Here is a 24,985-nt window from a genome sequence, read left to right on the forward strand (position 1 = left end):
AGCAGGTCAGATTTCTGATCTGCTTTTTTTATTCTGCATTATTCCGCCATTAACATAATCATTTTGATCGCGCGATTACTGGTTAATTGCCAGGTCATCTGCCGGAAATGCAGCTCCCCCTGCTGCGGATGATGAAAAACGCGTTCGCCGCCTTCGCGCACCACCACCTGCTGGCGCGACCAGAAAGTGCGAAACAGTTCGCTGTCGTTACTCAGACTCTGCACTAAATGATTCAATCCCTGATCGTGCGGATAGTGCATCGCATCGGCACGCAATTCTGCGACAATCCGGCTGGCGCGCGTCTCCCAGTCAACCACCAGCGTTTGCGCAAGGGGATGACGAAACATAAAACTCATCATATTCGGCTGGGTATCCTTATCCAGCCAGCCGCTAAATAGCGCTTCAGCGGGCGTATTCCACGCTACCATATTCCAAGTTACATCCAGCAAATAACAGGGGCACTGCACCTGATTCACCGTCGCCAGCACCGATTCTTCCACGGTAATGACATGCTCTTCCTGCGGATCGTTTTGCAGCGCCAGGTGGAACAGATACTTCCGCTCCGCCTGCGTCATTTTTAATACGCCAGCAATATTGGACAAGGTTTGCGGTGACACGACAATGTCGCGCCCCTGTTCAATCCAGGTATACCAGGTGGTGCTGATACCGCTGAGCTGCGCCACTTCTTCCCGGCGTAATCCACGGGTGCGCCGCCGACCTTGCGCCGGCAGGCCAATATCGGCCGGCGCGGTTTTTTCCCGCTGTGCACGTAAAAAGGCGCCGAGAGTTTTTGGCCCGGCAAAGAGAGTATTTTCCATGGTGGTACTCATTAATACCAGTATAAGTAGCCATATTGTACCCCTATAAAGAGGGTCGTATAGTCGGCAAAGAGCAAATTTTTGTCGTGCTAAAAAAGGAACAAGAGAATGGCGGTCAATCATCATGAATTAACGAAACAACAGTTTGGCGACCAGGCGCAGGCCTACCTCACCAGCCAGGTTCACGCGCAGGGCGCAGATTTGGTGCGGCTGGCGGAGTGGCTCAGTGAAAATCCTGCTGCCGCAGTTCTGGATCTGGGCTGCGGTGCCGGGCATGCCAGTTTTGTCGCGGCTGGCGTCGTCCGTGAAGTGACGGCTTACGATCTGTCAGAAAAAATGCTCGACGTGGTGCGCCAGGCGGCCCGCGATCGTCAACTGAGCAATATCAACACGGTACATGGCGCGGCGGAACAATTGCCCTTTGCCGATGGCGCGTTTGATGTGGTGATCAGCCGTTACTCTGCTCATCACTGGCATGATGTTGCGCTGGCGCTGCGTGAGGTGAAACGTGTGCTGAAGCCTGGTGGTAAATTTATCTTAATGGATATCGCCTCGCCGGGCCGTCCGGTGCTGGATATCTGGCTGCAAACTATCGAAGTACTGCGCGATCCGTCTCACGTGCGCAACTACTCGGCGGCGGAGTGGCTGCAAATGACGCAGCAGAGCGGGATGACGGTCGATAAGCTGTTAACCGATCGCCTGGCGCTGGAATACAACTCATGGGTTGAACGCATGAAAACGCCGGAAGTATTGCGTGCGGCAATTCGCTTTCTGCAACAGCAAACGTCGGAAGAGGTGAAGCAGCACTTCCTGATCGGCGAAGATGGCTCGTTTACGTCGGACACCATCATGTTCCAGACTCAGGCCTGACAATCTGCGCCCACGATAAGTGGGCGCACACTTTCCTTAGCCCAGCGCCTCGCCGATGACTTCGCGAATGCGTTGTGCGATGTAACCGGCATGGGTTTCCAGCGCGAAGTGGCCAGTATCGAGCAGTTCGACCACTGCGTTTGGGTTATCGCGTTTCCAGGCTTCAGCCCCCGGCGGAATAAAGAACGGATCGTGTTTGCCCCAGATAATCAGCGCTGGTGGCTGCCAGGCGCGGAAGAAAGCCTGAAATTCCGGATAACGTTTCAGGTTATTGGCATAATCCAGAAACAGATCCAACTGGATCGCTTTATTGCCGGGCCGTTCCATCAACAGGGCATCCAGTTGGTAACCTTCTGGCGCAACCTGCGCAGGATCGCTAACGCCGTGCAGATACTGCCATTTCGTGCCTTCTAAATGCAAAATCGCATCATTCACCGCCTGGCGGTTTTCGGCTGTGGGTGCATCCCAGTAAGCGCGTACTGGCGCCCATGCATCCCCTAATCCTTCCAGATAGGCATTACCGTTTTGCGAAATGAGCCCTCTGATGCGTTCGGGGTAATGCAGCGCCAGACGCAGGCCGGTCGGCGCGCCGTAATCAAAGACATACATCGCAAAACGTTGCAGATCCAGCGCATCGACAAAAGCCACCATCGTCGCAGCCAGCGTATCAAAACGGTAAACATAATTCCGTTCGGCGGCCACTTCCGTAAAACCGAAACCTGGCAGATCCGGAGCGATGATGTGGAACCGATCCGCCAGCAGCGGGATCAGCTCTCGATACTGGTGTGATGAGCTGGGAAAACCATGCAGCAGCAAAAGTACCGGGTTACCCGGCGTACCTGCTTCACGGTAGAAAACCCGGACGCCATCGGCGTCAACGAACTGATAATGAACAGGGAAATGGGTGTTGCCAGCCATATCAATACCTCACTTGAAACCGTTTAAATTGAATTTAAGGGGTTACGTCGGGATTGAGTATGGTGGATTAATGTAACTGTGTAAAATTAATTTTATCGGTTACAATGGCGAGATAAATACCTCACTGGAGTCGCAAAATGGCATCACCTTCGACAACAGGTACCGAAGGCCCGTGGTTTATCGCCGAGCAAGGCGCGCTGGACTTTATCAATACGCAGGCCTGGGCGGAGCAAGGCACGCACGACTTTTGGCAGTCCGATGAGGATGTCAAAAACTGGCTGCAACAGAGCGGGCAGGGAACACTGTCAGACACCTTTATCGCTAAACCGGGAGAGCTGCTGGCTGAAGCGCGTAAGTTGCGCGCGTTGATCCTGCAACTGGTAGAAGAGAAAAAAAACGGCCATACGCCGTCGCTGGCGCAGCTTAACGATTATCTGGCGCAGGCGCAGAGCTATTTGCAGGTGAATACTGACGCCGAAGGCGCGTTACAGATCCAGCGTTTGTATCAACAGGATACGCCGCTACGGGCGTTGGCACCGGTGGCCGAGCAGGCGGCAGAGCTAATCACTCATGGGCAATTTGAGTATGTTCGCCAGTGTGAGCATCCGGAGTGCATACTCTGGTTTTACGACCGCACCAAAGCGCATCGCCGCCGCTGGTGCAGCATGGCGCTGTGCGGCAACCGGGCGAAAGTGGCCCGTTTCCGCGCCAAAAGCTGAGAGCCAGCCAGCAAATTTTTCATCGGCAATCGTGCTGATATTGAGGTGTACGGTCAGCATCAATAACCCGGCTTACTCGCCAAACTTAGCCGACACTGCGCCCGGAGCGCGTTGCGCCTCCGGGCATTGTCTTAGCGCGGAATAATATTTTCCGCTTTCAGGCGATCGAACAGCGCGGTGAACGCATCCAGCGTGCTGCGATAACCAGTAAAGCCCGCTTTGCGGCTTTTGCTCATATCGGCGAACGCCTCCATTGGACGACCAAGATCGGCGTCGGTATGCCACCAGGAGGCAAGTTTGCTGATATCCGCTTCGCGCAAATGGTATTTCGCTGCAATCTCTGTCCACGCGGCTTGCGCATCCTGCATTCTTCCTTCCAGCGGTTGCATGCTTTCCGGGTAGGGCGCAGATTCAATGGCAAAATAAGCAGCCAGCCGCGGCCAGAGCCAGTTCCAGCGGAAAACATCGCCATTAACGGCGTTAAAATCTTCATTTGCCGCGTTTTCGCTTTGCGCCGCCCAGCTCAGCTGTTCTGCCAGCAGGCCAGCGTCCGTCACGTCCGACACGCCGTTCCACTGCTCCGGCGAGCCGGGGAAGATAAACGGCCAGCCTTTTTCACGACAAAGTGTGGCGTAAACCGCCAGCGTCAACCCCATATTCATTGCATTGCCGACGGCATAACCAATGATGCTGTGCGGGCGATGAACACTCCAGCGATAGCCATATTTTTGCGCCCCGGCGAACACTTCATCCTCCTGGGCATAATAGAAATTCTCCACATCCTGGCGGCCCTGTTCCTCGCGAAACGGCGTGACCGGAACATTGCCCTTGCCATAGGCCTCGAACGGGCCGAGGTAGTGTTTCATGCCAGTGACCAGCGCCACGTGTTTCCCGGCCAGCCGTTCACCCAGCGCTGCAATAACATTTTTCACCATCGCGCCATTGACGCGAATATTGGCTTTTTCGTTTTCCTGGCGTGCCCAGACACTGAAAAACAGCGCATCCGGCTGCTGCGTTTGAAGCGCCGCAGCCACGGCTGCCGCATCGGTCAGATCCGCCGTCAGGCTGATGCAGCCTGCGGGGACAGCGCCGCGCCCGCGTGACAATCCGCAAACCTGCCACCCTTCGCTGAGCAGTTGTTCGGCCAGTGCGCGGCCAATAACGCCGCTGATGCCGACAATTAATGCTTTCTTCTGCATATGAATGTTCTCCTCTATCGTGATGAGTACAGACTAATGAAGAATTTATTTCTTATCTCTGGTATTAATTCACACTATTACTGACCTGAATTCACGAATCTATGCGCGACCAACGTCTTAAAGATATCATCCCCTTTGTCGCCTGCGTCGAAGCAGGGAGCTTTACCGCTGCCGCCGAAAGGCTGCATCTGACGGGATCGGCGATCAGTAAAAGCATCGGCCGTCTGGAGGCCCGGCTTGGTTCGCGGCTGCTGGAGCGCACCACCCGGCGGCTGGAGTTAACCGACGCCGGGCAGGCTTATTACCAGACCTGTCTGCGCATTCTGGAAGACCTGGCGGAAGCCGAATCGGTGCTGGCGGCGCACCGCACCATCCCTTCCGGTCGTTTGCGGCTGGCGGTACCGAATACTTACGGACGGCTGGGCGTGATGCCACTGCTGATCCCTTTTTGCCAGCAGCACCCGGAGATCGAACTCAGCCTGACCTTTTCCGATCGCTTCGTCGATCTGTTTGAAGAGGGCATCGACGTTGCCGTGCGGATCGGCCAAACCTCTGAACTGCCCGCCTCGCTGGGGTGCCGACACATTGGGCGCGAAAAGATGGTGTTTTGCGCATCGCCCGATTACCTGCAACGTGAAGGCATGCCGCAGGATGAGGCACAACTGTTGCGGCATAAAGCGATCCTTTACGAGCGGGTCGATGGCAGCAGCAAACCCTGGATCTTCACCACCGCCGACGGCTATCCGGAGTGGCGCACGGTGCCCTGGCGCATGGCGCTGGGCGATGTTGATGCGCAGGTGCAGGCGATTTGCGCCGGGCTGGGCGTCGGCCAGTTGCCCACCTGGCTGGCGCATACGCAATTGCAGCGCGGCGAGCTGGTAGTGATCCTGCCACAGCATCAACCGGAGGGGCTGGCGCTGACCCTGGTGTGGCCGCGACGCAAGCAGCTACTGCCGAAGGTGGATGCGTTACTTGCGGTGTTGGGCCAACTGGATATTGCGCCATCATAAGTCCTGCATGCGCTTGACCAATGACAAGGCGGGCAACCCGTCGCGCTCTTTATAATCTGCCGGTGTCCCTTCTTACTGGTGTGAATCCATGGCTTACCAACTCAACCTGAACTGGCCGGAATTTCTTGAAAAATACTGGCAAAAGAAACCTGTCGTTCTGAAACGCGCCTTCCCGGACTTCGTTGATCCGATCACGCCTGATGAACTGGCTGGTCTGGCGATGGAACCGGAAATCGACAGCCGCATTGTCAGCCACAAAAATGGGCAATGGCAGGCGTGGCATGGTCCCTTCGAGGAGTTTGATCATCTGGGCGAAACCGACTGGTCGCTGTTGGCGCAGGCGGTAAACCACTGGCACGCACCTTCCGCCGAACTGGTGAAGCCGTTTCGCGTGTTGCCGGAGTGGCGCTTTGACGATCTGATGATCTCTTATTCCGTACCGGGCGGCGGCGTTGGTCCGCATATCGACCAGTACGATGTGTTTATCATTCAGGGGATGGGCAGCCGCCGCTGGCGCGTGGGCGATAAGTTGCCGATGCGCCAGTTTTGCCCGCATCCGGCGCTGCTGCACGTCGATCCTTTCGAGCCGATCATTGATGAAGATCTGGAGCCGGGCGATATCCTCTACATTCCGCCTGGATTCCCGCACGATGGTTTCACTCACGAAGCGGCGTTCAACTACTCGATCGGTTTTCGCGGGCCGAACGGTCGCGATCTGATCAGCAGCTTTGCCGACTACGCACTGGAAAACGATCTCGGTAACGAGCACTACAGCGATCCGGATTTAACCTGTCGTGAACATCCGGGGCGGGTGGAAGAGTATGAACTCGATCGCCTGCGCGGCATGATGATCGACATGATCAACGATCCGGTTCATTTCAAACAGTGGTTTGGCAGCTTTATTACCACGCCGCGCCATGAACTGGATGTGTCGCCCGAGCCGGACGACTACAGCGCCGACGAGATTGTTGCGGCGTTGCAGGAAGGGCAGGTGCTGACTCGCCTGAGCGGGCTGCGCGTACTCCATATCGGCGACAGCTTCTTTGTGAACAGCGAATGCCTGGAAACGACCGAGCCGCAGGCCGCCGACGCGCTGTGCCGTTATACGGTGATCGGGCAGAAAGAGCTGGGTAACGCGCTGGACAACCCGGACTTTGCCGAAGAGCTGGCCTGGCTGGTAAATCAGGGCTACTGGTTCTTCGACGAGTAAGCTACGCCCTCCGCGCCGCGCCTGGCCGCGGAGGGTTTTCTGTCAGGCGCTTTCGCCGGAGCAGACCAGATGGTCGCTCTTGATGTGGTACATCTCCAGATCTTCACGCAGGAAAAAGGCCATCTCCCACGGGTTTTTCTCGATAAACGCTTCACGAACTTGCAGAAATAATGGGCTGCCGTTGGGAATTAAAAATGCGCGGCCTTCAAAGGTGGTGTAATTCCAGTGAATGGCGTTCTCGAAAATATAATTTGCACGCTCATCCATGGCGAAAAGGCAGCGGTTATCTTTTTTCAGCACTTTCGATTTAAATGTCTCAGGGAACGTGATTAAAAATATGTCGTTATCTGAAGACGAGAGAAAAGCCAGCACCGTCGTATGCGGTTGTTCCTGCGCGTGGGTAATTAATACGCCGACTTTATTATGATGATCTTTTATTTCCAGTGGCGGTAATGACGTTAATGTAGTGAACGGGACCAGCGTATCGGCGCGCGGATCGTCCGGGTAGCGATAGCCCGTTTCTTTAATATCGATAACCTTCTTAAAGCCGTGCAGCAACTGGCATTCGCGCGGCGCCAGCACCACCCAGTCGCCATCAATGGCGATCACCCGTCCTTTGTAAGAACTACGGTATACGGAGATGTTGGCGTCAAATTCGTCAACGCCGGTACGGTTATCAAGATGGACTGTGGCAAAATCATCAACGGAGAGCTGGTGGCCGTTATGGAAAAAAACGCGTAATGAATTATCGCTGTTCGGGTAAATGGCGCAAATATTAACGGTAATCTTTTCGCCGCAATAATAAGCCAGTACCCCCAGCACCTGTTTACCCAAAATGCTTTGCAGGTTCATGTTTCTTCCTTCTGCAATGAATAATGAAATTAGAAATATCTTATCCGACGAAATTAACTCAGCAACCACAAAAAGAGGGTTTCGCTTTGTGCGATAGGCTGTGCTGAATATTTACCCTAAAAACAAAATAGCTGCCCGCAGGCAGCTATTTACAGCGAATTATCTGGCGACGATAAAACGCCTGTCGTCATCAATCCAGGTTTTCTCATCGGCGGGCGCAATGATGCTGCCGAAGTTCATCTCCGCGCGCAGTTTCCAGCTCGGCGGAATATTCCATGTCTCGCGCACATCCTGATCGATCAGCGGGTTGTAGTGTTGCAGGTTAGCGCCAATGCTTTTCTCTGCCAGCGCCAGCCAGACGGCATACTGGGCAATACCGCTGCTCTGTTCTGACCAGACAGGGAAGTTATCCGCATAGGCGATGTACTGGCGTTGCAGCGCGGTCACTATTTCCTGATCTTCAAAAAACAGCACCGAACCGGCAGCGGCGGTAAAGCCGTCGAGTTTGTCGGAAGTGGCGTGGAAACTTTCTGCCGGGATCACTTTACGCAACTGTTCGCGCACCAGCCCCCAGAAGCGATCGTGCTCCTTGCCCAGCAGGATCAGCGCGCGCGAACTTTGCGAATTGAACGCCGATGGCGCCTGGCGAATCGCCTCTTTAATGGTATCGATCACCGTCTCTTCCGCGACCGGCAGATCTTTGCCCAGCGTATAAATGGTGCGCCGTGCTTTAGCCAGCGCCAGAAAATCTTCCGCCGCGACACTGGCAGTCCAGGAAACACGCTCCGCTTCCGGCAGCGTCGGCGGCGTGGTGGTCTGCGGCACGCTCTCTGTGCGGGCGAGCGTAGACTTCAAAATTTGCTGAAACGGATCCATGAGTCACTGTTCCTGTTGTGAGCGGCAAAGGGAAAAATATCAGGTTATCAGAGCACAGGATCTCACCCATTGATGCAGCAAATAGATGGAATAAAGCGCGGTATTTGTCGGTAAAAACGCCTCGTGCGGAATCCGTTTGCCGATAACGTCATCAAGCTTGCAGATGGCGGGGATAGATTTTCACGTAAATAATGAAATAAGTGCAATAACCCTGGAGGTGAATCGATTAATGGTGTGGTTTAATTTATGGAATAAATCAAAAAGGCTATTTTAGATCGATGCTATCAATAATTGGTTGTAAAATAACCCATTGCTTTATATGATTTTTTTTAAGATTTAAGACAATCCGCATGGATCATTTTCATTTTATTCTCTATTTTAAATAATAAGCCTAAAGTATTTTCCGCACGGGTCGATGAATATAGTTTGCTACCCGCCAGGCATTGAGGAAAAAAATGAACGCTGAATCGCACGGTCACGATCTTACGTCGAGCCTGACTCCGCTTGCGGAGGAAAACACCTCGATCCCGCCGTTCGTGAAAACCATCGCAGTGCGCCTGAGCTGGGCCTGTTCGCTGGAGGAGGCCGACGTTTATCGCCAACTCTCTGCGCCCTGGTATCAGGGAGTCGTAACGGAGGAGGATAAACAGCAACTGCTGGTTCATTTTCCGTTTATGGCCCCTCTGCATGCGCCCGCCTCGGTGGCGGATTACACCATTATGCTGGTGAGCCTGTGGCTGAATATCGAAGAGATGTACCACCGGGGGACGTTATTACCGGAAGAATTAATGCAGGGGCTGATAAAAAAATCGGCAACCTCGCAGGCGCAAGATTGCCGTCATAATCGCGATTCCGTCGCCGCTTCAGCGCCGCGCCGTTAGCATTACGCCATCGCGTTATAGTCGATCAGGTAGCGCTCCATATAACGTGCGATCGCATTACGCAGAATTTCATATTTCTTACGCATTGGATCGCTGCGATGAAATATCAACACCACTTTACGTTTCGGTTCCGGGCTGACACAGCGGATATAACGAATATTTTCGTTGCTCCCTTGCTGGGTCGAGAGCAACGGGAAGAAGGACACGCCGCGATTAAACGCCACGCCGCGCCGCAGGGTTTCCAGGTGCATCGCCACAAAACGTGAATCCGGTTCCAGCTCGAACTGATAACAGTAGCGCAGCACCTGGCTGTGCAGACAGTTGCCATCGTCAATCATCAGAATCTTATTATTTTTCAAATGCCCCATATCGATTTCGTTCATGCGCGAGTAGGGGTGTTGATGGCTGACGCCCAGCACCAGCGGCTCGTCGAACAGCGGCAGTTCAACGTATTTACTGGTGTCTTTATTGGAAGTCATGATCGCGCATTTGATGGTGTCGGACTCCAGCATATACAGCAACTGGTTGGTCTGCGCTTCGTGGATCTCCAGCTCAATTTCCGGGAAATTCTCGCGGCAAACGGCATTCAAATGGGAAAAAATATAGGGTGCCAGCGTCGGAATAATGCCGACATCCAGCGTCTGCATCAGGCTCTGATAGTGGCTGCTGCTGGCCATATTTTTCAGCGCTTCAATCTCCCGCAGCACCACCTGGGTTTGCTCAACCAGCCGCAGCCCGGTTTGCGTAAAGCGGATCTTGCGCGTCGTACGTTCCAGCAGTTGTAAACCGAGTTCGTTTTCCAGTTTACGCAACTGAGCGCTTAACGTCGGTTGACTGACGTTGCAGGCTTCAGCGGCGCGCTGAAAATGTCGGTGCTTCGCCAGCGCGACAAGATACTCAAGATTACGGATGTTCATTATGGTCCCCGGGGCGCAAATTTCCGCGTAGTTGAGAGCCCACCTGTAGCAACGTGTTGTGTAAATGACGTCTTATTATTTTCAACTCTGTCATCAGGTTTCCCCCTCATGCCTGTACATGAGATTTGATGGTTTTTATTATTGCTTTCACTTTCAGCGGCATCCTGCCCGACTCCGGTGCACTCCCGCGCCGGACATTGCGTGTAATACCACTAATGCGTCTTCAACGAAGCCGCAAATAACGACAACATATGTAATGCGGACAAATAATAACCTTCACCCGAACGCAAAGACGTTTCCATCTGTGGATAGTCGCCCATGGTTAAATCACGCACCGCCAGAATGCCGCCAGACATCGGATAACTAGCCCGTTCGTTGTCTGAGACATCCACCCACGCGGGCGTGTCATTGCGAGTGTAGCCCGCCCAAAAATGACGGAAATTTTCCATCGAATGTTGCTGCGCATCGCTGAGGCTTAAATAAAGCGGAATGCGAATCGCATCGTAGCTGAATCTTGCCGGCCAGTTCGCGGCTGGCATGACTTCACCACTATTCTTAACAAAAATCCAGTCGCTGGGCAGTTGGCTCTTACCAAAACGCGCTTTATTGAGTAATTCGAGGCTCGATTTTTTCAGTTTTAACCAAATATTGTTATGCCGTTGCTGCCAGAAACTCTCCCAGGCCGGAAAGACAAAATAGGATGGGTTGAGAATATACCCATCGTCTTTGGTAAACCCAGTGAGGCCCGGCAGGAGTAATGTCCGGGAATCCTGTTCAATCACCAGGCAGTTGATAATTGCATCCTGAATATTTTCCGAGGCGGTGAGATAACTCTCATCGTGCCATTTATTGCCCGCCAGCAATAACGCCCAGGCGATCAATGTGTCGCCGTCGCTGGCGTTATTATCGTCCGTCACTTTGCGTTCGCGTGGATCGTAGCGCCAGGCAAACAGCCACAGCGATGGGCGTAATAAGGTGTTGCGCGTCCAGCGCCACACTTTTTCAAATGTGGCGGGATCGTCGTTAACGACGGCCAGTAACATGCCATATCCCTGACCTTCCGAATGGCTAATATCGCCATTTTCATGGTCGATAATGCGGCCATCCTGACTCAGGTAGTTCTGTTTAAACAGCCCCCAGTTGCTGTCCTGACAGCGGGCTGAAAAAGCGGTCATGGCCAGCGACAATAGCAGGCACGGCATGAGCCAGGTGGTTCTTAACATGAGACATCCTGTGGTGAAAATAGGGCAGTTACCGGCTCAGTCGTTATACCGCTTCGGCGATGCGTTCAACGGCGTCAGCCACGGGTTTTAACGTCAATTCGTGCTGCAACCACTGGCGGAAAGCCGGGCCGGTCGCGCCGTGACGTAAGCCGTACTCCACAAAAGCTTTCATATAGCCAATCTTGTCGCCGCAGTCGTGAGATTTACCGGTCAGGGCGTAAGCTTCCACAGGCGCGTTCTCCAGCAGCATCGCGATAGCATCGGTCAACTGGATTTCACCGCCTGCGCCGATCGGCGTTTTACGCAGCAGCGGCCAAATCGCTTTTGAAAGCACATAGCGGCCAACCACCGCCATGTCGGACGGCGCTTCGTCAACGGCCGGTTTTTCCACCATGCCTTTTACCAGACCAAAATCACCTGCCGGGAGGTTCATGCCGCCGCAATCCACCACGCCATAGCGGGAAACATCTTCGTGGTTAACGGTTTCAATCATTAACTGGCTGGCGCCCGTCGTGGTGAAGCGATCGATCATTGCCGCCAGGTTATCCTGCGACAGATCGCAACGGCTGTCGTCGATCAACACGTCCGGCAGCAGCACCACGAAGTCGTTATCGCCAATTAGCGGTTCCGCGCACAGCACCGCGTGGCCCAGACCTTTGGAGTGCCCCTGGCGCACATGCATAATGTTCATGCCTGCCGGACAGATAGTCCGCACCTCTTCCAGCAACTGATTTTTCACGCGCGATTCCAGCAGCGACTCCAGTTCAAAAGAGGTATCGAAATGGTTTTCGATGGCGTTTTTGGAAGAGTGCGTAACCAGCACGATTTCGCGGATCCCGCAGGCGTAACACTCCTGCACGATATACTGAATAAGCGGCTTATCCACGATCGGTAACATCTCTTTCGGGATAGCCTTGGTTGCCGGAAGCATACGCGTACCGAGTCCTGCCACTGGGATTACAGCCTTTAACATAATTGTTTCCTGTTATTTATTTTGCTGTTTAAAAATCAACACACAATGCTGTTGATGATGCCACCCGATTCATTTACGCCTGGAACCTGGTAGTTAATAAAATCATCACCGCCTCGCGCCTTCACTTTATAAAGGGCGGTATCAGCGGCTTTTAAAATAGAGGAAAAGTTCGGCCCGTGTTCCGGATAACTGGCAACACCAATACTCACCGATAATTCCACGGTTTGTTGCAGGTAATGCAAATACATCGGCTGGCGCGTGGCTTCGACAATTAATTGCAGCACGCCGCGACCGGCAGGTTCGTCAACGCCATCAATATAGGTGAGGGCGAATTCGTCACCACCAAGCCGGCCAAGCAGTGTGGTGCGGGAAATACACTGTTTTACCCGGCTGATAAAGCAGCGCAGCACTTCATCGCCTGCCGCATGCCCCAGATCGTCGTTAATATTTTTAAAGTTATCGAGATCCAGTATCGCCACCACAATCTGTGCGCCGCGCGCGTTAGCGGCACGGATTTTTTTGCGGCTACGAATATAGTACCCCTGGCGATTCAGGGTTTTGGTTAATGCATCATTGTGCGCACGAAAATGTAATTTCTCGCGGATCGCCATATGCCGGGTAATATCAAACCCCAACAGGATAAAGGCAAATATTTCACCCGTTTCATCGCGACGCGGCATTAAGCGGGTATCAAGCCAAAGCATCTCGCCGTTTTTTTTCTGCTGCGATATTTCGCCCTGCCAGTTATCACCGGTTTTTTTCGCAATACTAATCGCCATCGCCAGTGAAATAGCAACCGTTTCATCCGTCGACTGAAACAATACTTTGCCCAGCACCTCATCACGACTGAAACCCGTTAATTGATAGAAAAACGGACTGGCGTGAATAAGCTGGCCGGAGGTATCGAGAACCAGCGAAACAAAGGCATTATCCTCCATATAATTAACTGCCTCGATTTCAAGTTTCCTGCCTGAAACCATGATTTCATTAAACATGATGGTCACCTGATCGTTGATATAGGGTGGATATGCCTTTGCGACGTCATTCGTTAATGGCGTAGCGGAAAATCAGCACATCTTCGGTGGCGTTATCCTTCCAGCGCACCGGCACCTGATTGCCCGCGCCCTGTGACACCAGCCACTGCGAATACGCGCCTTCCAGCACATAGGCGCTGGCGCGACGCCAGCCCGCTTCGTCACGGTATTCCGGCGCATGCGGCCACGCGCAGTGCAGCAGGATCAGTTCGCGCTGGGCGGGCGCCATTTTGACAAAGCCCCAGTTGAACAGCTCCAGCACCCGGTTAATGCTCGCTTCCAGTTCGTTCACCGTGGCGGCGCCATCAATGGGATACCACTGGGCCATCATCTGGCCGATACGTCTCAGGGCTTCGGGATCTTTATCACCCCGGCCTTCGGTGTATTCGTTAAAAAACAGATACACCAGGTCATGCCAGCCAGCCTGATAATTGCGTTGTAAATAAGTGTCCTGATTGCTAAACATCATCTATCCCACGGGTTATTTGTCTTGATCGACGTAATATTTGAAATACACCAACGCCTTGCCTTCGTTATAACTGCCGAAGGTGTCGTACCCTAAGTTCGCACCGAGAGCCAGGTTGTCGCTGAGGTGGTAACGCGCATCCACGCCCAGCGTATAGCCAATGCCGTTTTTCGAAGTGGCTTTGTAGACGGCGTCCACATCGTCATCGTCGCTGGCGTAACTGTTTAATTCTGATTGCAGGCTACTGTGGCCCGGGAAGTAATCGCTTTTATCCTGCTTATAAGACTGATAACCCACTGCGCCATTGAGCGTCAGATCCCAGTCGTTAATGTGGCGCGTCAGCGTCACCGGCAGCGATACCGCCATAAAATCTTGCGGGCTGAAGTAACCGCCCTGGCCGAGGGTGTAGTAGCTCAGGTTGCGGTCAAAGTTCATATAGTTGACGTTCACCCCCACTTTCAGCTCGCTGTCGCTGGTTTTCCAGGGCCGCAGATAGCTGCCCGCCTGCGCGGTGACGGCGTGGTTGGTCGGCACATTTGTTCCGACGTAGGTATCGAAGCCCAGACGGGTATAAAGCCCGATCAGGTCGTTATCCCAGGCGTACTGCGCTGAAACACCGTTACGGGTGATGCCGCCCCAGCTTTCACCGGTGCTCTTATCCTTTACCCCAACATACGACAGCAGGCTGTCGGTGACGGCACGGCGTTCTGCTTTCAGGTTCAGCGAACTGTTCTGCGTCAGTTTCGGGTTCCACTCCACGCCGCCCACCAGACGGGTGAACTCGCCGCCGGTCGGTGTGCTGCCGACATCCAGTTTGTAGCTGTCACCGCTCAGGCTGAGGCTTGCCGCCACGCCGTTTGCCTGCTGCGAACCCTGGCTGGAGGCGTTGGTTGAAGTGGTCGTTGTGCTGGTACTGGCCGCCGCTTCTGCCAGTTTCTCCGCATGTTCCAGCGCCCCGGAACCGAAGCGGTTCGCCGCCTCACCGGACATCTCGCCAGCGTTTAGCGATGTTGGCGTGACGTTCAGGCTCAGGCGCGTGCTGTCGCCCACCGCGCCCGAAAGGATCAGCGGTGCCTGCACTTCATCCAGCGCGCCAAGACCCGATTCACCATTACGGCTACGCAATGAAACGCCGCCGCTGGTCCAGGTGGCACTTTTCTCTTGCAGATCGCGCATCATGGTGTTGATGCCGCTCATTGCAGTGAGCTGCGCCTGACGCGTTGGTGACGGCAGCGACATCACCGAACTCAGTTCATCGCTATCGTCATCGCCGCCCTGTTGCAGACGCCACTGGGCAGTGCGCAGCAGCGACATCGCCCGCTGATTTTCACCGTTGGCCGCCGCCACGCGCGCGGCCAGCAGCATATAATCGGCATCCTGGCTCGGCTCCAGCCCGGCAAAGGTTCGCCGCGCTTCGTCGTTATCGCCGCGGGCCAGCGCCATATTCACCATTCCGGTCAGCGCTTGCTTATCCCGTGGCGATTTTCGCAGCACGTACTGATAGATTTCCGTGGCTTTGTCATCCATATGATCGGCCTGGTAGACGCGCGCCACGGCCAGCAACAGATCGGTATTGGTCGGATTGTTTTGCAGTTCCGGCATTAACAGTGACCAGGCTTTGCCGATTTGCCCCTTTTCCCGCAGGCGATCGGCGCGAACGATCAAACCGCCTAAGCGGATCGCGCTCATCTCCTGCTCGCTGGCACCGTTCTGCAATACCGGCGCATTCAGCAGGCTTTCGGCTTCAGCAAACTGCCCGGCCTGGTTCAGCACGCGGATCTGCCCGGCATAATCCAGTACCGAACCGTGTAACCCCTGCGCCTGGCTGTCGCGTACCAGTTGCAGCGCGCCAGCGCTGTCGCCGCTCTGCATCAATAACTCAGCAAGACGGCCCGCATCGACCGGCGATTGCGGCGGATTACGTTGCAGAGCCAGTAACGAGTTGCGCGCCGCGGTCGCATTGCCAAGACGCAGATAGTTGCGGGCAATATCCAGTTGTTGGTTGATCTGCACGCGCGTGTACAGTGCGGTCATATCGGCGCTGTAACTGCTGCGCGGCACGCGGGCGAGCAGGCTTTGCGCGCGCGACCAGTCGCTCTCTTCGGCGGCATAGACCGCAGCGGCATACAGCGCTTCTTTATTGCTGCTGTCGCGTTGCGCCACGCCAGACATTAACGCCGAGGCCTGCTGTTTCTGGCCCGCTTTGCGCAGCGCGCGGGCGTAATCGAGTTGCAGCCAGACATTGCGCGGGTATTTGCCGGAGGCGTTTTGCAGGATCTGCATCGCCCGTGAGCTGTTTCCGGCCTGCAACGCGGCCTGCGCGGCTTTGCGTTCGTTGTCGCCGTTATCGCCAACGGCGGCGTAACGGGTACGCAGACTGGCGGGCAGGGTTTGCAGCATGGCGTCTGCTTCTGCCTGTTTATTCTGCTGCTTCAGCACCCACCACAAACCCGTTCTGATATCGGTATTCTGTGGACGCTGCGCCAGCAACTGGCGGTACTCCTCTTCGGATTGCGACAGCTTGCCCTGACGCCGCAGGATATCGGCCCGCAGCATACCCGCCGCCTGCTGCTGGTTTTCATCGTGGCTGTCGGCGCTCTGCAAACTTGCCAGCGCCTGGTCGTAGCTGCCTTTCTGGCTCAGGCTACGGGCCTGGCCCAGCGCGGCGTAGAAACGGGCGTTATCGGCATCTTTTATCCACTGCGCGCTGTTCTGGTTACTGGCATCTTCTTGCGCCGCACGACGCAGGAATTTCTCGGCATCGGCAAAGTTGTTCTGCCGCAGTGCGACATAGCCCATCCCGGCCAGCGCGTTGCCATTATTGGCGCGGGTTTGCAGCGCTTCGGAGAAGCGATCTTTGGCGCTGCCGAGATCGCCGCCGTTCAATGCATCAAAGCCCGCTTTAGTGGCATCGCCTTCCACGCTTTTACGGTAGTGATCCATTGGTGCACTGTCTTCCGGATGGCGCTGCGCCCAGGCGGTATACGCTGGCAGATCACTGGCTTTGGCATCCAGCCACAGCAGCGCTTGCTGCAAGGCTTTGTCAGCGCTTTTATCATCGGCAGCCAGCGTGCTGAGCAGGGAGATCCCTTCCCGGCGCGTGGATTCCTGATAAGTGAGCGCCATCGCCAGCGCCTTTTTCGTTGGCTCATCGTCCGGCATCACGCTGGCACGCTGACGCATGGCGGCGACCGCCTCGCCCCAACTGGCGCTGTCACCGGCCATGGTCTGGTAATACTCCAGCGCCACATCATCCGGCGGCGGATTGCCATTAAATAGCGCGCGCCAGGCGGCAATGGACTCTTTAATCTGCCCACGGCTTGCCAGCTGACGCGCCGCGTTGAGTTTATCCTGCGGGATATTGCGCAGAGTGTTGGCGCTGGTCAGCGCGCTCAGGCGCGGGTCCTGCGGCGAAATATCGGCGATTTTTTTGCGCCACACTTCCGATTGCTGCACGTTGCCTTGTTGCAGTTGATAAAGCGCCATCAGATACATGGCATCGATATTCTTATCATCCGCAGCCAGCACTTTTTGCAGCGCATCGATGGCCATATCGTCGTGCGCTTTGCTGTGCCAGTAGCTGGCCTGCGCCAGCAATTTTTTCACTGCGGCCGCATTCGCGCTGGCGTCAGCGGTATCGGCAGCAGCAGGATGGCTGGCGCCCACCAGGCACAGCAGGTAAAAAGCCTGCGTCAGTTGTTTACGCGTATTCATTTTTTTGTTTTATCCTGCAGGCGTTGTTGGGCGTGGCGCTGAAGTAGGGTGAACAGCATTGGGCCGGAAACCGCAGCAATCAGGCAGGCAAGGGCGACCAGCCAGAAAATATGCTCGCTGGCAAACCACAAAATTTTCATATAACCGGGCAGGTTGCCGCTGGTGAACTGCTCGCCCACCCGCCAGCTTTTGATCTCCCCGGCGCTGTTAACGGCGGTGAAATCGCCCCCGGCGATGGAGAGAAAGGCCGGTTTGTTCATGTCTTCCGCCAGTTGCGAAAGCTGGTGGTTGTCGGTCGCTGTCGCGACTACCACCACGCGCTGTGCGTTCCACGGCGAGCGCATGCTCAGCAAGCCGCGCCACTGATTGTTGTCGCTGAGATACTCAGCCGCATCCATATCCGTGCGCGCCTGATCGCCGCGCAGCAGCGATAACACGCGGCTTACGGCACTGGCGGTTTTCACTTCCAGCGTATTTTCATTCAACGCAAAGGCGCTGTTTTGCAGCAGCGGATTCAGCATCTCGCCGTTGCTCAGGCTGCCAATCGCCAGCACATCGCTGTCGGCCAGCTGCTGTTGCGCCTCTTCCTGTCCGGGCAGGCCGGTATAGAGGTGTAGATAGTTGGCGGTAACGCCCGTGTCGCGCCCGGATTGTGCCATCAGGTTCAGCAGCACGGTGGCGTCATCAACCGTAGGGTGCGCAGGCATCAGTACCGTGGTTTGCGCGAGGTCAGCATGGCGCGTGAACGGGAACATTGCGCCGCTGAACCACGCCAGGTTCGGCAGCTTGCCGAAGTGCCATGCGCGGCTGAAATCGAGCGTTGAATCACCGTCAATCCGGCTCTGGATGTTCTCATCCGCCATGGCGTTGCAGGGAGCGTTTTTCTGCGGTTTCAGGCCGAACCAGAAACCGAGTTGATTGCTGCCGAGAATGGCGCGCGGATCGATGTTGACCACTGCGCTCTGCTGGCGCTGCGATAAACCGAGCATCGACAGCACCGGCGCCAGCATTCCCTCTTTGCTGACCGGCAGACGTTTAAGGAACTCGCCGTTCAGGCTGACGTTGAGGAAGGAGTCCTGATCGTCAATCCAGTTTTTCTGCGCAAAGCTGTAGTTGAGGTGCAGCGGTACGGAGGAGCCATCCCACAGGAACAGATCCGGCGCGGTACGAAACGGCAGACGGTTCTCGCCGTGCCAGACGCCGTGGGCAATCAGCGCGCCCTCATCCGTCAGCAGCGAGCGCACGGCAACCGGGTGTTCAGTGTTGATCCAGCGCGGCGCATCGTAGGCGGCTCGCTGGGCGATTTTCAGCGTCGGCACATCCAGCGTGTCGCTGTCTGGCAGCGCCGGTAATGTCAGACGCCACGCCGCCTGGCGTAGCTGCATCTCGTTGTGGCCGCTAATGATCAGCAATTTCCAGGCCGGGTTTTGCGGGTTATCAATCACCTGCAACGCTGCGCCGTTGGTTTCCGGCAGGGTGATGCCGCCAATGGTCTGGCCCGGTTTGCCAATCAGAATGCCGTTGCCGACGGGCAGGGCATCGTACTGCACGTCAAAGCGGCTGGGTTTGCCGTTGCTTAATGCGCCAAACTGCGAGGCGACAATCGCTGACGCGGTCAGCACGTCCGCATCTGGCGTCGCCGGGTAAGCTATGCTGATCGCCAGATCTTTGGTCTGTTTGATATCGACGAAGGGGCGCGGGAATGTGCCCAGCGTTTTGCGAACGTTCAGCCACAATCCCTGATAGTTCAGCGACGATTCTGGCTGTAACGTCACTTTATAATCTGCGGGCAGCGGGCGCTGGCAGCTCCAGACATTATTAATAATGTCGTCGCCGGTTTTCAGCTGGAAGCTGAGGTTGTTGCTGGACGCGACCATCGAGGCCGGGACATCCAGTTGCCAGTAACCTTTATCCTGCTGCAACTGATCGAGCGGGATGGCGCCCAGCGGCTGACCATTCAGCATCAGTTGCAGGTTTTCGCCGCTGACATCGCTGCGGTTGACCTGCACATTCAGACTGATATGTGCGTCGGTGATCACCAGATCGCCCGGCAGGTTGAACGACACGCCGTTTTGCAACTGCTGACCGGAGAGCGTCAGCCCGCCGGTTGCGCCCATATCGCCAAAGCTCAGGGTGCTGGTGATATTCTGGTTGCTGGTATTCGCCGGAACCATCTGCTGCGGCTGCGCAGGCGTTGTTCCTTGCAGCGAAAGCGGTGTCGGCAGCGTCGGCGGCGCGTCGTTATCGCTTGAGAGCGCAAACGCCGGGGTATTCACCGAACAGGCAAGCAGGGTGGCAAGTGCGATAGGCTTACAGCGCATTGTTAACCTCTTCCTGCTTTTTCGCGACGACCTTCATCTGGCTGTTAAAACCGCCCGCCATTTTTTTGCGACCGAAAAACAGCTCAAACACACACTGCAAAATCCCCAGAAAGGAAGCGAGTGGGCGATCCGGCGCATGCGGCGGACGATACCAGGCATCGGCGCGGGAAAGCACCACGCGGACCAGCTTGCGGCGTTCGCTCAGCGGCAGCGTGTCAAACTCCAGACGAATATCGCCGACGCCGGTACCCGCAGAGAGAATAGGCACATGGGCAATCTCACCGCCCAGACCCAGTTCGATACGGACCGGAGTTTTGCTGCTCAGATCTTCCCCTTTCACCAGCGCCACGCGCGCGCCACCCATCGAGATATCAAAGGTACGGGTCTGCATTTGCGAGCCGTCGGAAAAGAGCACGGTCACCGGCAGGCGGGCGTAAATACGGATGGTTTTGCGGATCTGTTTGGTCTCTTTCGCCACGGCAATCGAGGCCAGCAAAATGATGGTACTGAAAGTGCCCCACGCGATATTGAACAGAATGACGCGCGGATCGATCCCGGCGTAGTCGTGCATGAAGTAGCGCACGCCCACCCAGATCATGCTGCCGACCATCAGTAGCGTGGTGATGATCAGCGGGCGTACGGTGTGAGAGTCGAAGTAGTCGCGGTCCGTCAGATCGCCTTTGTCGGTCACGTTGAATTTCCCCAGCCGCGGTGAAATCAGGCTCAGCAGTGTCGGCAGGATCAGGTGGAATGCCATCACCGTTTCGTAAATTTCGCCCCAGAACGCGTAACGATAACGCCCGGTGATGCGCGAGTTCACCATCGTGGAGAGCACCAGGTGCGGCAGCACGTAGGCAAAAATCAGCGTCGCTGAGGAGGAAATAATGTTGAGGTTGAACAACATAAACACCAACGGCGAGGTGAGGAACACCACGCGCGGCAGGCCATACTGGAAGTGCAGCATTGCATTAAGGTAACAAATGCGCTGGGTCAGCTTCAGGCCGCGCCCGAGCAGCGGGTTATCAATACGGAAAATTTGCGTCATGCCGCGCGCCCAGCGAATACGCTGGTTCACATGCAGCGCCAGCCGTTCGGTTGCCAGCCCGGCCGCCAGTGGGATATCAAGGAATGCTGTGTTCCAGCCGCGACGCTGTAATTTCAGCGCGGTGTGGGCATCTTCGGTCACCGTTTCTACCGCAAAACCGCCAACTTCATTTAACGCGCTGCGACGGATCACCGCGCAGGAACCGCAGAAGAAGGTGGCATTCCAGTTATCGTTCCCTTTCTGTACCGGGCCATAGAACAGCGCACCTTCGTGCGGAACGCGTTTTGCTGCCGTCAGGTTGCGTTCAAACGGATCGAGGGAGTAGAAGTGGTGCGGCGTCTGGATTAGCGCCAGTTTTTCATCGCGGAAAAACTCGCCGACGGTAGCCTGCAAAAAGACGCGGGTGGCAACGTGGTCGCAATCGAACACGCAAATCAGCTCACCCTGGGTGAGGGTCATGGCGTGGTTCAGGTTGCCCGCCTTCGCGTGGCTGTTATCCGGGCGGATGATGTAATGGACGCCCGCTTCGGCGGCGAAATCGCGGAATTCATCGCGTTTTCCATCGTCAAGAATATAGACTTTGACCTTGTCCTGCGGATATTCAATACACTGCGCCGCCAGCACGGTATCGCGCACGACATCGAGACTTTCATTATATGACGGCACATAAATATCGACCGTCGGCCAGGTGGATTTATCCGGCGGTAATGGCGCAATAGGGCGTTCTAATGGCCAGGCCATTTGAATATAACCGAGCAACAGAATCGTCCACGAATATATTTCTGCCGCAAACAGCAAGCTGCCGAGCAGCATTTCCAGCGTTGAATCGAAATGCAACGTTGTGGTGGCGCGCCACCAGATATAGCGCGTGGACATCAGTACCGAGAGTGTCAGCATTGCTAACACCGCTTTTTTTCCTTTCACCCGCCCAAGAATTAATACAACAGCCATCACGCTCAGGCCAAAGAGGTATTGTTTATCGCTGTTCATCGGTGTGATGACCACCAGCAGCGATAATAAAAGTAGTACCAGCGTGAAAATAAATCTGATGATTTTTTTCATGTTTATAATCTTGCACAGAATAGAATAAAGGCAGACCGGCACAAAACTGTTCCGGTGACCTGTTAAAATTCACAACCTGGCCGACTCATCTTTGTCGCACGAAATGCAGCGACATTATTGGCTGGCAGGACATGATAAATCGTGCTTTATTATTGCCACACGGCGATTTCACCTGTTGGCATTTATTTGCCAATGACCGTAAATAACATATCCAGACGAACAGGATTGCGTTCGCGAATTTCAACCTCAGCCGGGCGGCTGATGGCCGCAACGCTGTCCAGAATACCTCCGGCCGGTGTCGCGAAGGCCTCCGGCGCGGCAACGGGTACCGGTTTGCTTTTCGGCCAGGAGAGGGTGTTGGCCGGGATGTCCGCCGGAGCGCTGGCATTCCTGGTTTCCTTACGGCTTGCTGCCGGGCTGACGGCAACCGTCGATTCCTGCACTTCATTGCTGATGCCGGGTGCTACTGCTGTTGTGGTTACTGCTTGCATTGTTTCACCATCTTCAGTCATTTCCTGGAAAGAAACACCGGACATTTTCAGTTTTTCAGCCAAAGAACCTAAATCATCGTACATAGTGTTTGCCTGACCCCGATGTGTTGAATACGAACTATAATAAGCAATACGCCTTCTCTATTACCGTGCGACTGTGCAGGGCGCTAAAGCTAAATAGACGGCATCAATAAAAATTCCCGTCATGCGCTTTAAATGAGAATTTCCTTATATACTGTCGGCGGCGGTCAGTTAAGGTCAAGTGACGTTATCGATAAATGGTAATGAACTTATTTAATGTGTCTATGAATGATTTCTTTATTTATAACGGCATCGTGAAGCAAACCCAGCCTGCATGGGCATTATAGCCAGCGTAGAGGGAAAAGTTATCGCTGTGCGGAGAGTCAGTCTTTTAATTGATAATTACGAAAGGTTGCAATCTTCATTATTTATCCATAATTCACTTTTTTAAATCACTTTTTATTTGTCGGCCACCTGTGTTGTTTCTTTAACGATAAATTGCATTTTATATATAGAATTTGTCTATAAATGTCGTTGTCTATTAATATTGCGGCTGGTTGATATTGAACCTGGTTATTTTTTCAATTAGGATGTCGACGAACTCTTCTTTAAGAAAAAAAGATTATGCATTCTGAAAATGATATTTTCGGCTCTGATAATATGCTTGCCGCACTCGAAAATGTTCACGATGCTGTCGTACTACTGGATAGTATGGAAACCGTGTTTTTCTTTAATCGTGCGGCGGAGAAATTATGGGGCTACCCGCGAATTTCTGTGCTGGGATGTAAAGCCTCTGCGATTCCGTTGTTTGGCTCACTCGATGTGATGCCGACGGGCACCGAAAGTGAGCGTGCGTTAACGGTGATCTCCGCTACCGGTGAAGAGACATCACTGGCTGCGACCATTAGTTATGAAGGTAGCGGCAGCATCGGTTCTCCCTGTCGTATTGTCGTACACATCGATCAGGAGCGTGTCACGAAGCTCTCGACCTTTGATCGGCTTACCGGCCTGCCGAATCGTGGCGCGCTGCACCAGTATATTGATCAGACGCTGGCCAGCAGCGTGTGCGATCGCGCGGCGTTTTTCTTCCTCGATCTCGATCATTTTAAAGACGTCAATGATGCGCTGGGCTACGCCGCAGGGGATAACGTGCTGGTGGCGATCGCGCAACGTCTGATGACGGAGTTCTCCCGCCAGGGATTTGTCAGCCACGCCGACAGCGATGCGTTTGTGCTGGTGATCCCGGATTGCGATTACACCCGCGCCACCAGCATTGCGCAGAAGATCCAGGCGCTGTTCCGTATGCCGTTTAATGTTGCCGATCTGGCGCTGAATGTGACGGTCAGCACCGGTATCAGCCTGTACCCGGATCACGGTGTTTCGCGCGATGGTTTGCTCAAACATGCCAACCACGCTTCGCATCTGGCGAAGGCGGCAGCGTCCGGCGGTTACCTGTTCTTCAGCACCGAGATGAATCAGGTCGATCAGGAACGTTTAAAACTGGCGGCGGCGTTGAAGCTCGCCATCGCCAGCAATTTGCTGCATTTGCACTATCAACCGCAAATATGGCTGAAGAATGGTGAGCTTTATGGTGTAGAAGCGCTGGCGCGCTGGACCGATCCGGTACTGGGCGACATTCCCCCTGGAAAATTTATCACCCTGGCCGAAGAGACCGGCGAGATTGAAGCCATTGGTCGCTGGACACTCCATGAAGCTTGCCGTCAGATGGCGGAATGGCGCAGTAACGGCATTCATGTGCCGGTGGTATCGGTAAATCTTTCGCCGATCAACTTTTATAACAGCAGCCTGCCGCATTACATCTCCTATCTGCTGCGGCAATACCGCATTCCGTCGAGCTGCCTGACCATCGAGATCACCGAAGGGGTGATGATGGACAAGCGCCCGGAAACGATGGAAGTGATCTGCGCGGTGCGCGAACTGGGCGTCGGGCTGTCGATGGACGATTTTGGCACCGGTTTCTCCTGCCTGTCGCGTCTGGCGCATTTACCGATGACAGAGCTGAAAATCGACCAGAGCTTTATGCGCGATCTCAGCGAAGGCAGCAAAATGAAAGCCATCGCCACTACGGTGGTGAAAATCGGCCAAAGTCTGCATCAGACCGTGGTTGCCGAAGGGGTGGAAACCGAGCAGCAGCGTAATCAACTGCGTGATTTGCAGTGCGACATTGCCCAGGGCTATCTCTACTCCCGCGCCCTGAATGCTTCTGCGCTGGCGGGATGGTTGCAAAGCCGGTTACAACCCGAAATGCGTTATGAGTGAAATCGCAAGGTAGCAGTGGCCCAGGTCTGAAAGGAATATCAGGCCGGAATAACCCCCGGTGCGCGTCCAGTGCCGGGGGATTATT

The 24,985-nt window shown here is 54.8% G+C and carries 20 protein-coding genes; 6 read left to right on the forward strand and 14 right to left on the reverse strand.

The genetic code is table 11. From position 1 onward, the window contains the following. Positions 1-38: 38 nt before the first annotated feature. Positions 39-818: a helix-turn-helix transcriptional regulator gene (locus tag DK872_RS11680; RefSeq protein ID WP_007370293.1), complete on the reverse strand. Its 780-nt coding sequence runs from the start codon at positions 816-818 to the stop codon at positions 39-41. Between the two features lie 108 nt (positions 819-926). Between DK872_RS11680 and DK872_RS11685 the strand changes: the two genes are divergently transcribed. Further along, on the forward strand, positions 927-1,688 hold the full coding sequence (locus DK872_RS11685; protein ID WP_007370294.1) for a class I SAM-dependent methyltransferase: 762 nt from the start codon (positions 927-929) through the stop codon (positions 1,686-1,688). A 36-nt stretch (positions 1,689-1,724) separates the two neighbouring features. Here DK872_RS11685 and DK872_RS11690 read toward each other — a convergent pair whose 3' ends face one another. Continuing rightward, the gene (locus DK872_RS11690) at positions 1,725-2,606 is read right to left on the reverse strand and encodes an alpha/beta fold hydrolase (RefSeq protein ID WP_161518379.1); all 882 of its coding nucleotides are present in this window, start codon (positions 2,604-2,606) and stop codon (positions 1,725-1,727) included. 137 nt (positions 2,607-2,743) lie between these two features. Here DK872_RS11690 and DK872_RS11695 point away from each other — a divergent pair, with 137 nt between their 5' ends. Next, positions 2,744-3,325: an ABATE domain-containing protein gene (locus DK872_RS11695; RefSeq protein ID WP_107147114.1), complete on the forward strand. Its 582-nt coding sequence runs from the start codon at positions 2,744-2,746 to the stop codon at positions 3,323-3,325. Positions 3,326-3,456: 131 nt separating this feature from the next. Here DK872_RS11695 and DK872_RS11700 read toward each other — a convergent pair whose 3' ends face one another. After that, positions 3,457-4,524, reverse strand: coding sequence for an SDR family oxidoreductase (locus tag DK872_RS11700; protein ID WP_007370297.1), 1,068 nt, complete (start codon positions 4,522-4,524; stop codon positions 3,457-3,459). Positions 4,525-4,625: 101 nt separating this feature from the next. Between DK872_RS11700 and DK872_RS11705 the strand changes: the two genes are divergently transcribed. Further along, positions 4,626-5,534 carry a LysR family transcriptional regulator gene (locus DK872_RS11705; protein ID WP_161518380.1) on the forward strand — a complete coding sequence of 303 codons (909 nt, stop codon included), beginning with the start codon at positions 4,626-4,628 and terminating at the stop codon, positions 5,532-5,534. Between the two features lie 88 nt (positions 5,535-5,622). Then, positions 5,623-6,744, forward strand: coding sequence for a cupin domain-containing protein (locus DK872_RS11710; protein ID WP_007370299.1), 1,122 nt, complete (start codon positions 5,623-5,625; stop codon positions 6,742-6,744). Between the two features lie 42 nt (positions 6,745-6,786). Here the strand turns inward: DK872_RS11710 and DK872_RS11715 are convergent, their stop codons facing one another. Both DK872_RS11715 and DK872_RS11720 read right to left on the reverse strand, forming a co-directional pair. Beyond that, on the reverse strand, positions 6,787-7,596 hold the full coding sequence (locus DK872_RS11715) for a hypothetical protein (protein WP_161518381.1): 810 nt from the start codon (positions 7,594-7,596) through the stop codon (positions 6,787-6,789). A 159-nt stretch (positions 7,597-7,755) separates the two neighbouring features. After that, complete coding sequence (locus DK872_RS11720) at positions 7,756-8,472, reverse strand: nitroreductase family protein (protein WP_079517392.1); 717 nt, start codon at positions 8,470-8,472, stop codon at positions 7,756-7,758. Positions 8,473-8,927: 455 nt separating this feature from the next. Here DK872_RS11720 and DK872_RS11725 point away from each other — a divergent pair, with 455 nt between their 5' ends. After that, positions 8,928-9,353, forward strand: a complete 426-nt coding sequence (locus DK872_RS11725; RefSeq protein ID WP_007370303.1) for a hypothetical protein — start codon at positions 8,928-8,930, stop codon at positions 9,351-9,353. Positions 9,354-9,355: 2 nt separating this feature from the next. Here DK872_RS11725 and oxyR read toward each other — a convergent pair whose 3' ends face one another. The 9 genes from oxyR to DK872_RS11770 form a co-directional block, all read right to left on the reverse strand. Beyond that, on the reverse strand, positions 9,356-10,270 hold the full coding sequence (oxyR, locus tag DK872_RS11730) for a DNA-binding transcriptional regulator OxyR (RefSeq protein WP_007370304.1): 915 nt from the start codon (positions 10,268-10,270) through the stop codon (positions 9,356-9,358). Positions 10,271-10,482: 212 nt separating this feature from the next. Continuing rightward, a complete protein-coding gene (locus tag DK872_RS11735; RefSeq protein WP_007370305.1) occupies positions 10,483-11,493 on the reverse strand; it encodes a glycosyl hydrolase family 8 in 1,011 nt (336 codons plus the stop codon). Between the two features lie 43 nt (positions 11,494-11,536). Next, the gene (galU, locus tag DK872_RS11740) at positions 11,537-12,466 is read right to left on the reverse strand and encodes a UTP--glucose-1-phosphate uridylyltransferase GalU (protein ID WP_079517393.1); all 930 of its coding nucleotides are present in this window, start codon (positions 12,464-12,466) and stop codon (positions 11,537-11,539) included. 35 nt (positions 12,467-12,501) lie between these two features. Next, a complete protein-coding gene (locus DK872_RS11745; protein ID WP_007370307.1) occupies positions 12,502-13,461 on the reverse strand; it encodes a sensor domain-containing diguanylate cyclase in 960 nt (319 codons plus the stop codon). A 46-nt stretch (positions 13,462-13,507) separates the two neighbouring features. Further along, positions 13,508-13,969, reverse strand: a complete 462-nt coding sequence (gene bcsD / locus DK872_RS11750) for a cellulose biosynthesis protein BcsD (RefSeq protein WP_035887601.1) — start codon at positions 13,967-13,969, stop codon at positions 13,508-13,510. 12 nt (positions 13,970-13,981) lie between these two features. Continuing rightward, a complete protein-coding gene (locus DK872_RS11755; protein ID WP_161518382.1) occupies positions 13,982-17,680 on the reverse strand; it encodes a cellulose biosynthesis protein BcsC in 3,699 nt (1,232 codons plus the stop codon). Continuing rightward, on the reverse strand, positions 17,677-20,001 hold the full coding sequence (gene bcsB / locus DK872_RS11760) for a cellulose biosynthesis cyclic di-GMP-binding regulatory protein BcsB (protein WP_007370310.1): 2,325 nt from the start codon (positions 19,999-20,001) through the stop codon (positions 17,677-17,679). The genes DK872_RS11755 and bcsB overlap by 4 nt, the downstream gene beginning before the upstream one ends. Then, positions 19,991-22,108, reverse strand: a complete 2,118-nt coding sequence (gene bcsA, locus DK872_RS11765) for a UDP-forming cellulose synthase catalytic subunit (RefSeq protein ID WP_007370311.1) — start codon at positions 22,106-22,108, stop codon at positions 19,991-19,993. The genes bcsB and bcsA overlap by 11 nt, the downstream gene beginning before the upstream one ends. 182 nt (positions 22,109-22,290) lie before the next feature. Then, positions 22,291-22,683 (reverse strand): hypothetical protein, encoded by a 393-nt coding sequence (locus tag DK872_RS11770; RefSeq protein WP_035887606.1) that lies wholly within the window; start codon positions 22,681-22,683, stop codon positions 22,291-22,293. Between the two features lie 561 nt (positions 22,684-23,244). On the opposite strand from DK872_RS11770, the gene DK872_RS11775 reads away from it, so the two are divergent. Then, positions 23,245-24,900, forward strand: a complete 1,656-nt coding sequence (locus DK872_RS11775; RefSeq protein ID WP_107147117.1) for an EAL domain-containing protein — start codon at positions 23,245-23,247, stop codon at positions 24,898-24,900. Positions 24,901-24,985: the final 85 nt, after the last annotated feature.

It is taken from the genome of Kosakonia sp. MH5 (assembly GCF_009935945.1).
Lineage (GTDB): Bacteria > Pseudomonadota > Gammaproteobacteria > Enterobacterales > Enterobacteriaceae > Kosakonia > Kosakonia radicincitans.

What these genes read in the sequence shown, in the direction of transcription:
- DK872_RS11735 (WP_007370305.1), bottom strand. Translation starts at nt 11,493, where the DNA reads ATGTTAAGAACCACCTGGCTCATGCCGTGCCTGCTATTGTCGCTGGCC.
- DK872_RS11755 (WP_161518382.1), bottom strand. Translation starts at nt 17,680, where the DNA reads ATGAATACGCGTAAACAACTGACGCAGGCTTTTTACCTGCTGTGCCTG.
- bcsD (WP_035887601.1), bottom strand. Translation starts at nt 13,969, where the DNA reads ATGATGTTTAGCAATCAGGACACTTATTTACAACGCAATTATCAGGCT.
- DK872_RS11680 (WP_007370293.1), bottom strand. Translation starts at nt 818, where the DNA reads ATGGAAAATACTCTCTTTGCCGGGCCAAAAACTCTCGGCGCCTTTTTA.
- DK872_RS11775 (WP_107147117.1), top strand. Translation starts at nt 23,245, where the DNA reads ATGCATTCTGAAAATGATATTTTCGGCTCTGATAATATGCTTGCCGCA.
- DK872_RS11685 (WP_007370294.1), top strand. Translation starts at nt 927, where the DNA reads ATGGCGGTCAATCATCATGAATTAACGAAACAACAGTTTGGCGACCAG.
- galU (WP_079517393.1), bottom strand. Translation starts at nt 12,466, where the DNA reads ATGTTAAAGGCTGTAATCCCAGTGGCAGGACTCGGTACGCGTATGCTT.
- bcsA (WP_007370311.1), bottom strand. Translation starts at nt 22,108, where the DNA reads ATGAAAAAAATCATCAGATTTATTTTCACGCTGGTACTACTTTTATTA.
- oxyR (WP_007370304.1), bottom strand. Translation starts at nt 10,270, where the DNA reads ATGAACATCCGTAATCTTGAGTATCTTGTCGCGCTGGCGAAGCACCGA.
- DK872_RS11690 (WP_161518379.1), bottom strand. Translation starts at nt 2,606, where the DNA reads ATGGCTGGCAACACCCATTTCCCTGTTCATTATCAGTTCGTTGACGCC.
- bcsB (WP_007370310.1), bottom strand. Translation starts at nt 20,001, where the DNA reads ATGCGCTGTAAGCCTATCGCACTTGCCACCCTGCTTGCCTGTTCGGTG.
- DK872_RS11710 (WP_007370299.1), top strand. Translation starts at nt 5,623, where the DNA reads ATGGCTTACCAACTCAACCTGAACTGGCCGGAATTTCTTGAAAAATAC.
- DK872_RS11715 (WP_161518381.1), bottom strand. Translation starts at nt 7,596, where the DNA reads ATGAACCTGCAAAGCATTTTGGGTAAACAGGTGCTGGGGGTACTGGCT.
- DK872_RS11745 (WP_007370307.1), bottom strand. Translation starts at nt 13,461, where the DNA reads ATGTTTAATGAAATCATGGTTTCAGGCAGGAAACTTGAAATCGAGGCA.
- DK872_RS11700 (WP_007370297.1), bottom strand. Translation starts at nt 4,524, where the DNA reads ATGCAGAAGAAAGCATTAATTGTCGGCATCAGCGGCGTTATTGGCCGC.
- DK872_RS11725 (WP_007370303.1), top strand. Translation starts at nt 8,928, where the DNA reads ATGAACGCTGAATCGCACGGTCACGATCTTACGTCGAGCCTGACTCCG.
- DK872_RS11695 (WP_107147114.1), top strand. Translation starts at nt 2,744, where the DNA reads ATGGCATCACCTTCGACAACAGGTACCGAAGGCCCGTGGTTTATCGCC.
- DK872_RS11705 (WP_161518380.1), top strand. Translation starts at nt 4,626, where the DNA reads ATGCGCGACCAACGTCTTAAAGATATCATCCCCTTTGTCGCCTGCGTC.
- DK872_RS11720 (WP_079517392.1), bottom strand. Translation starts at nt 8,472, where the DNA reads ATGGATCCGTTTCAGCAAATTTTGAAGTCTACGCTCGCCCGCACAGAG.
- DK872_RS11770 (WP_035887606.1), bottom strand. Translation starts at nt 22,683, where the DNA reads ATGTACGATGATTTAGGTTCTTTGGCTGAAAAACTGAAAATGTCCGGT.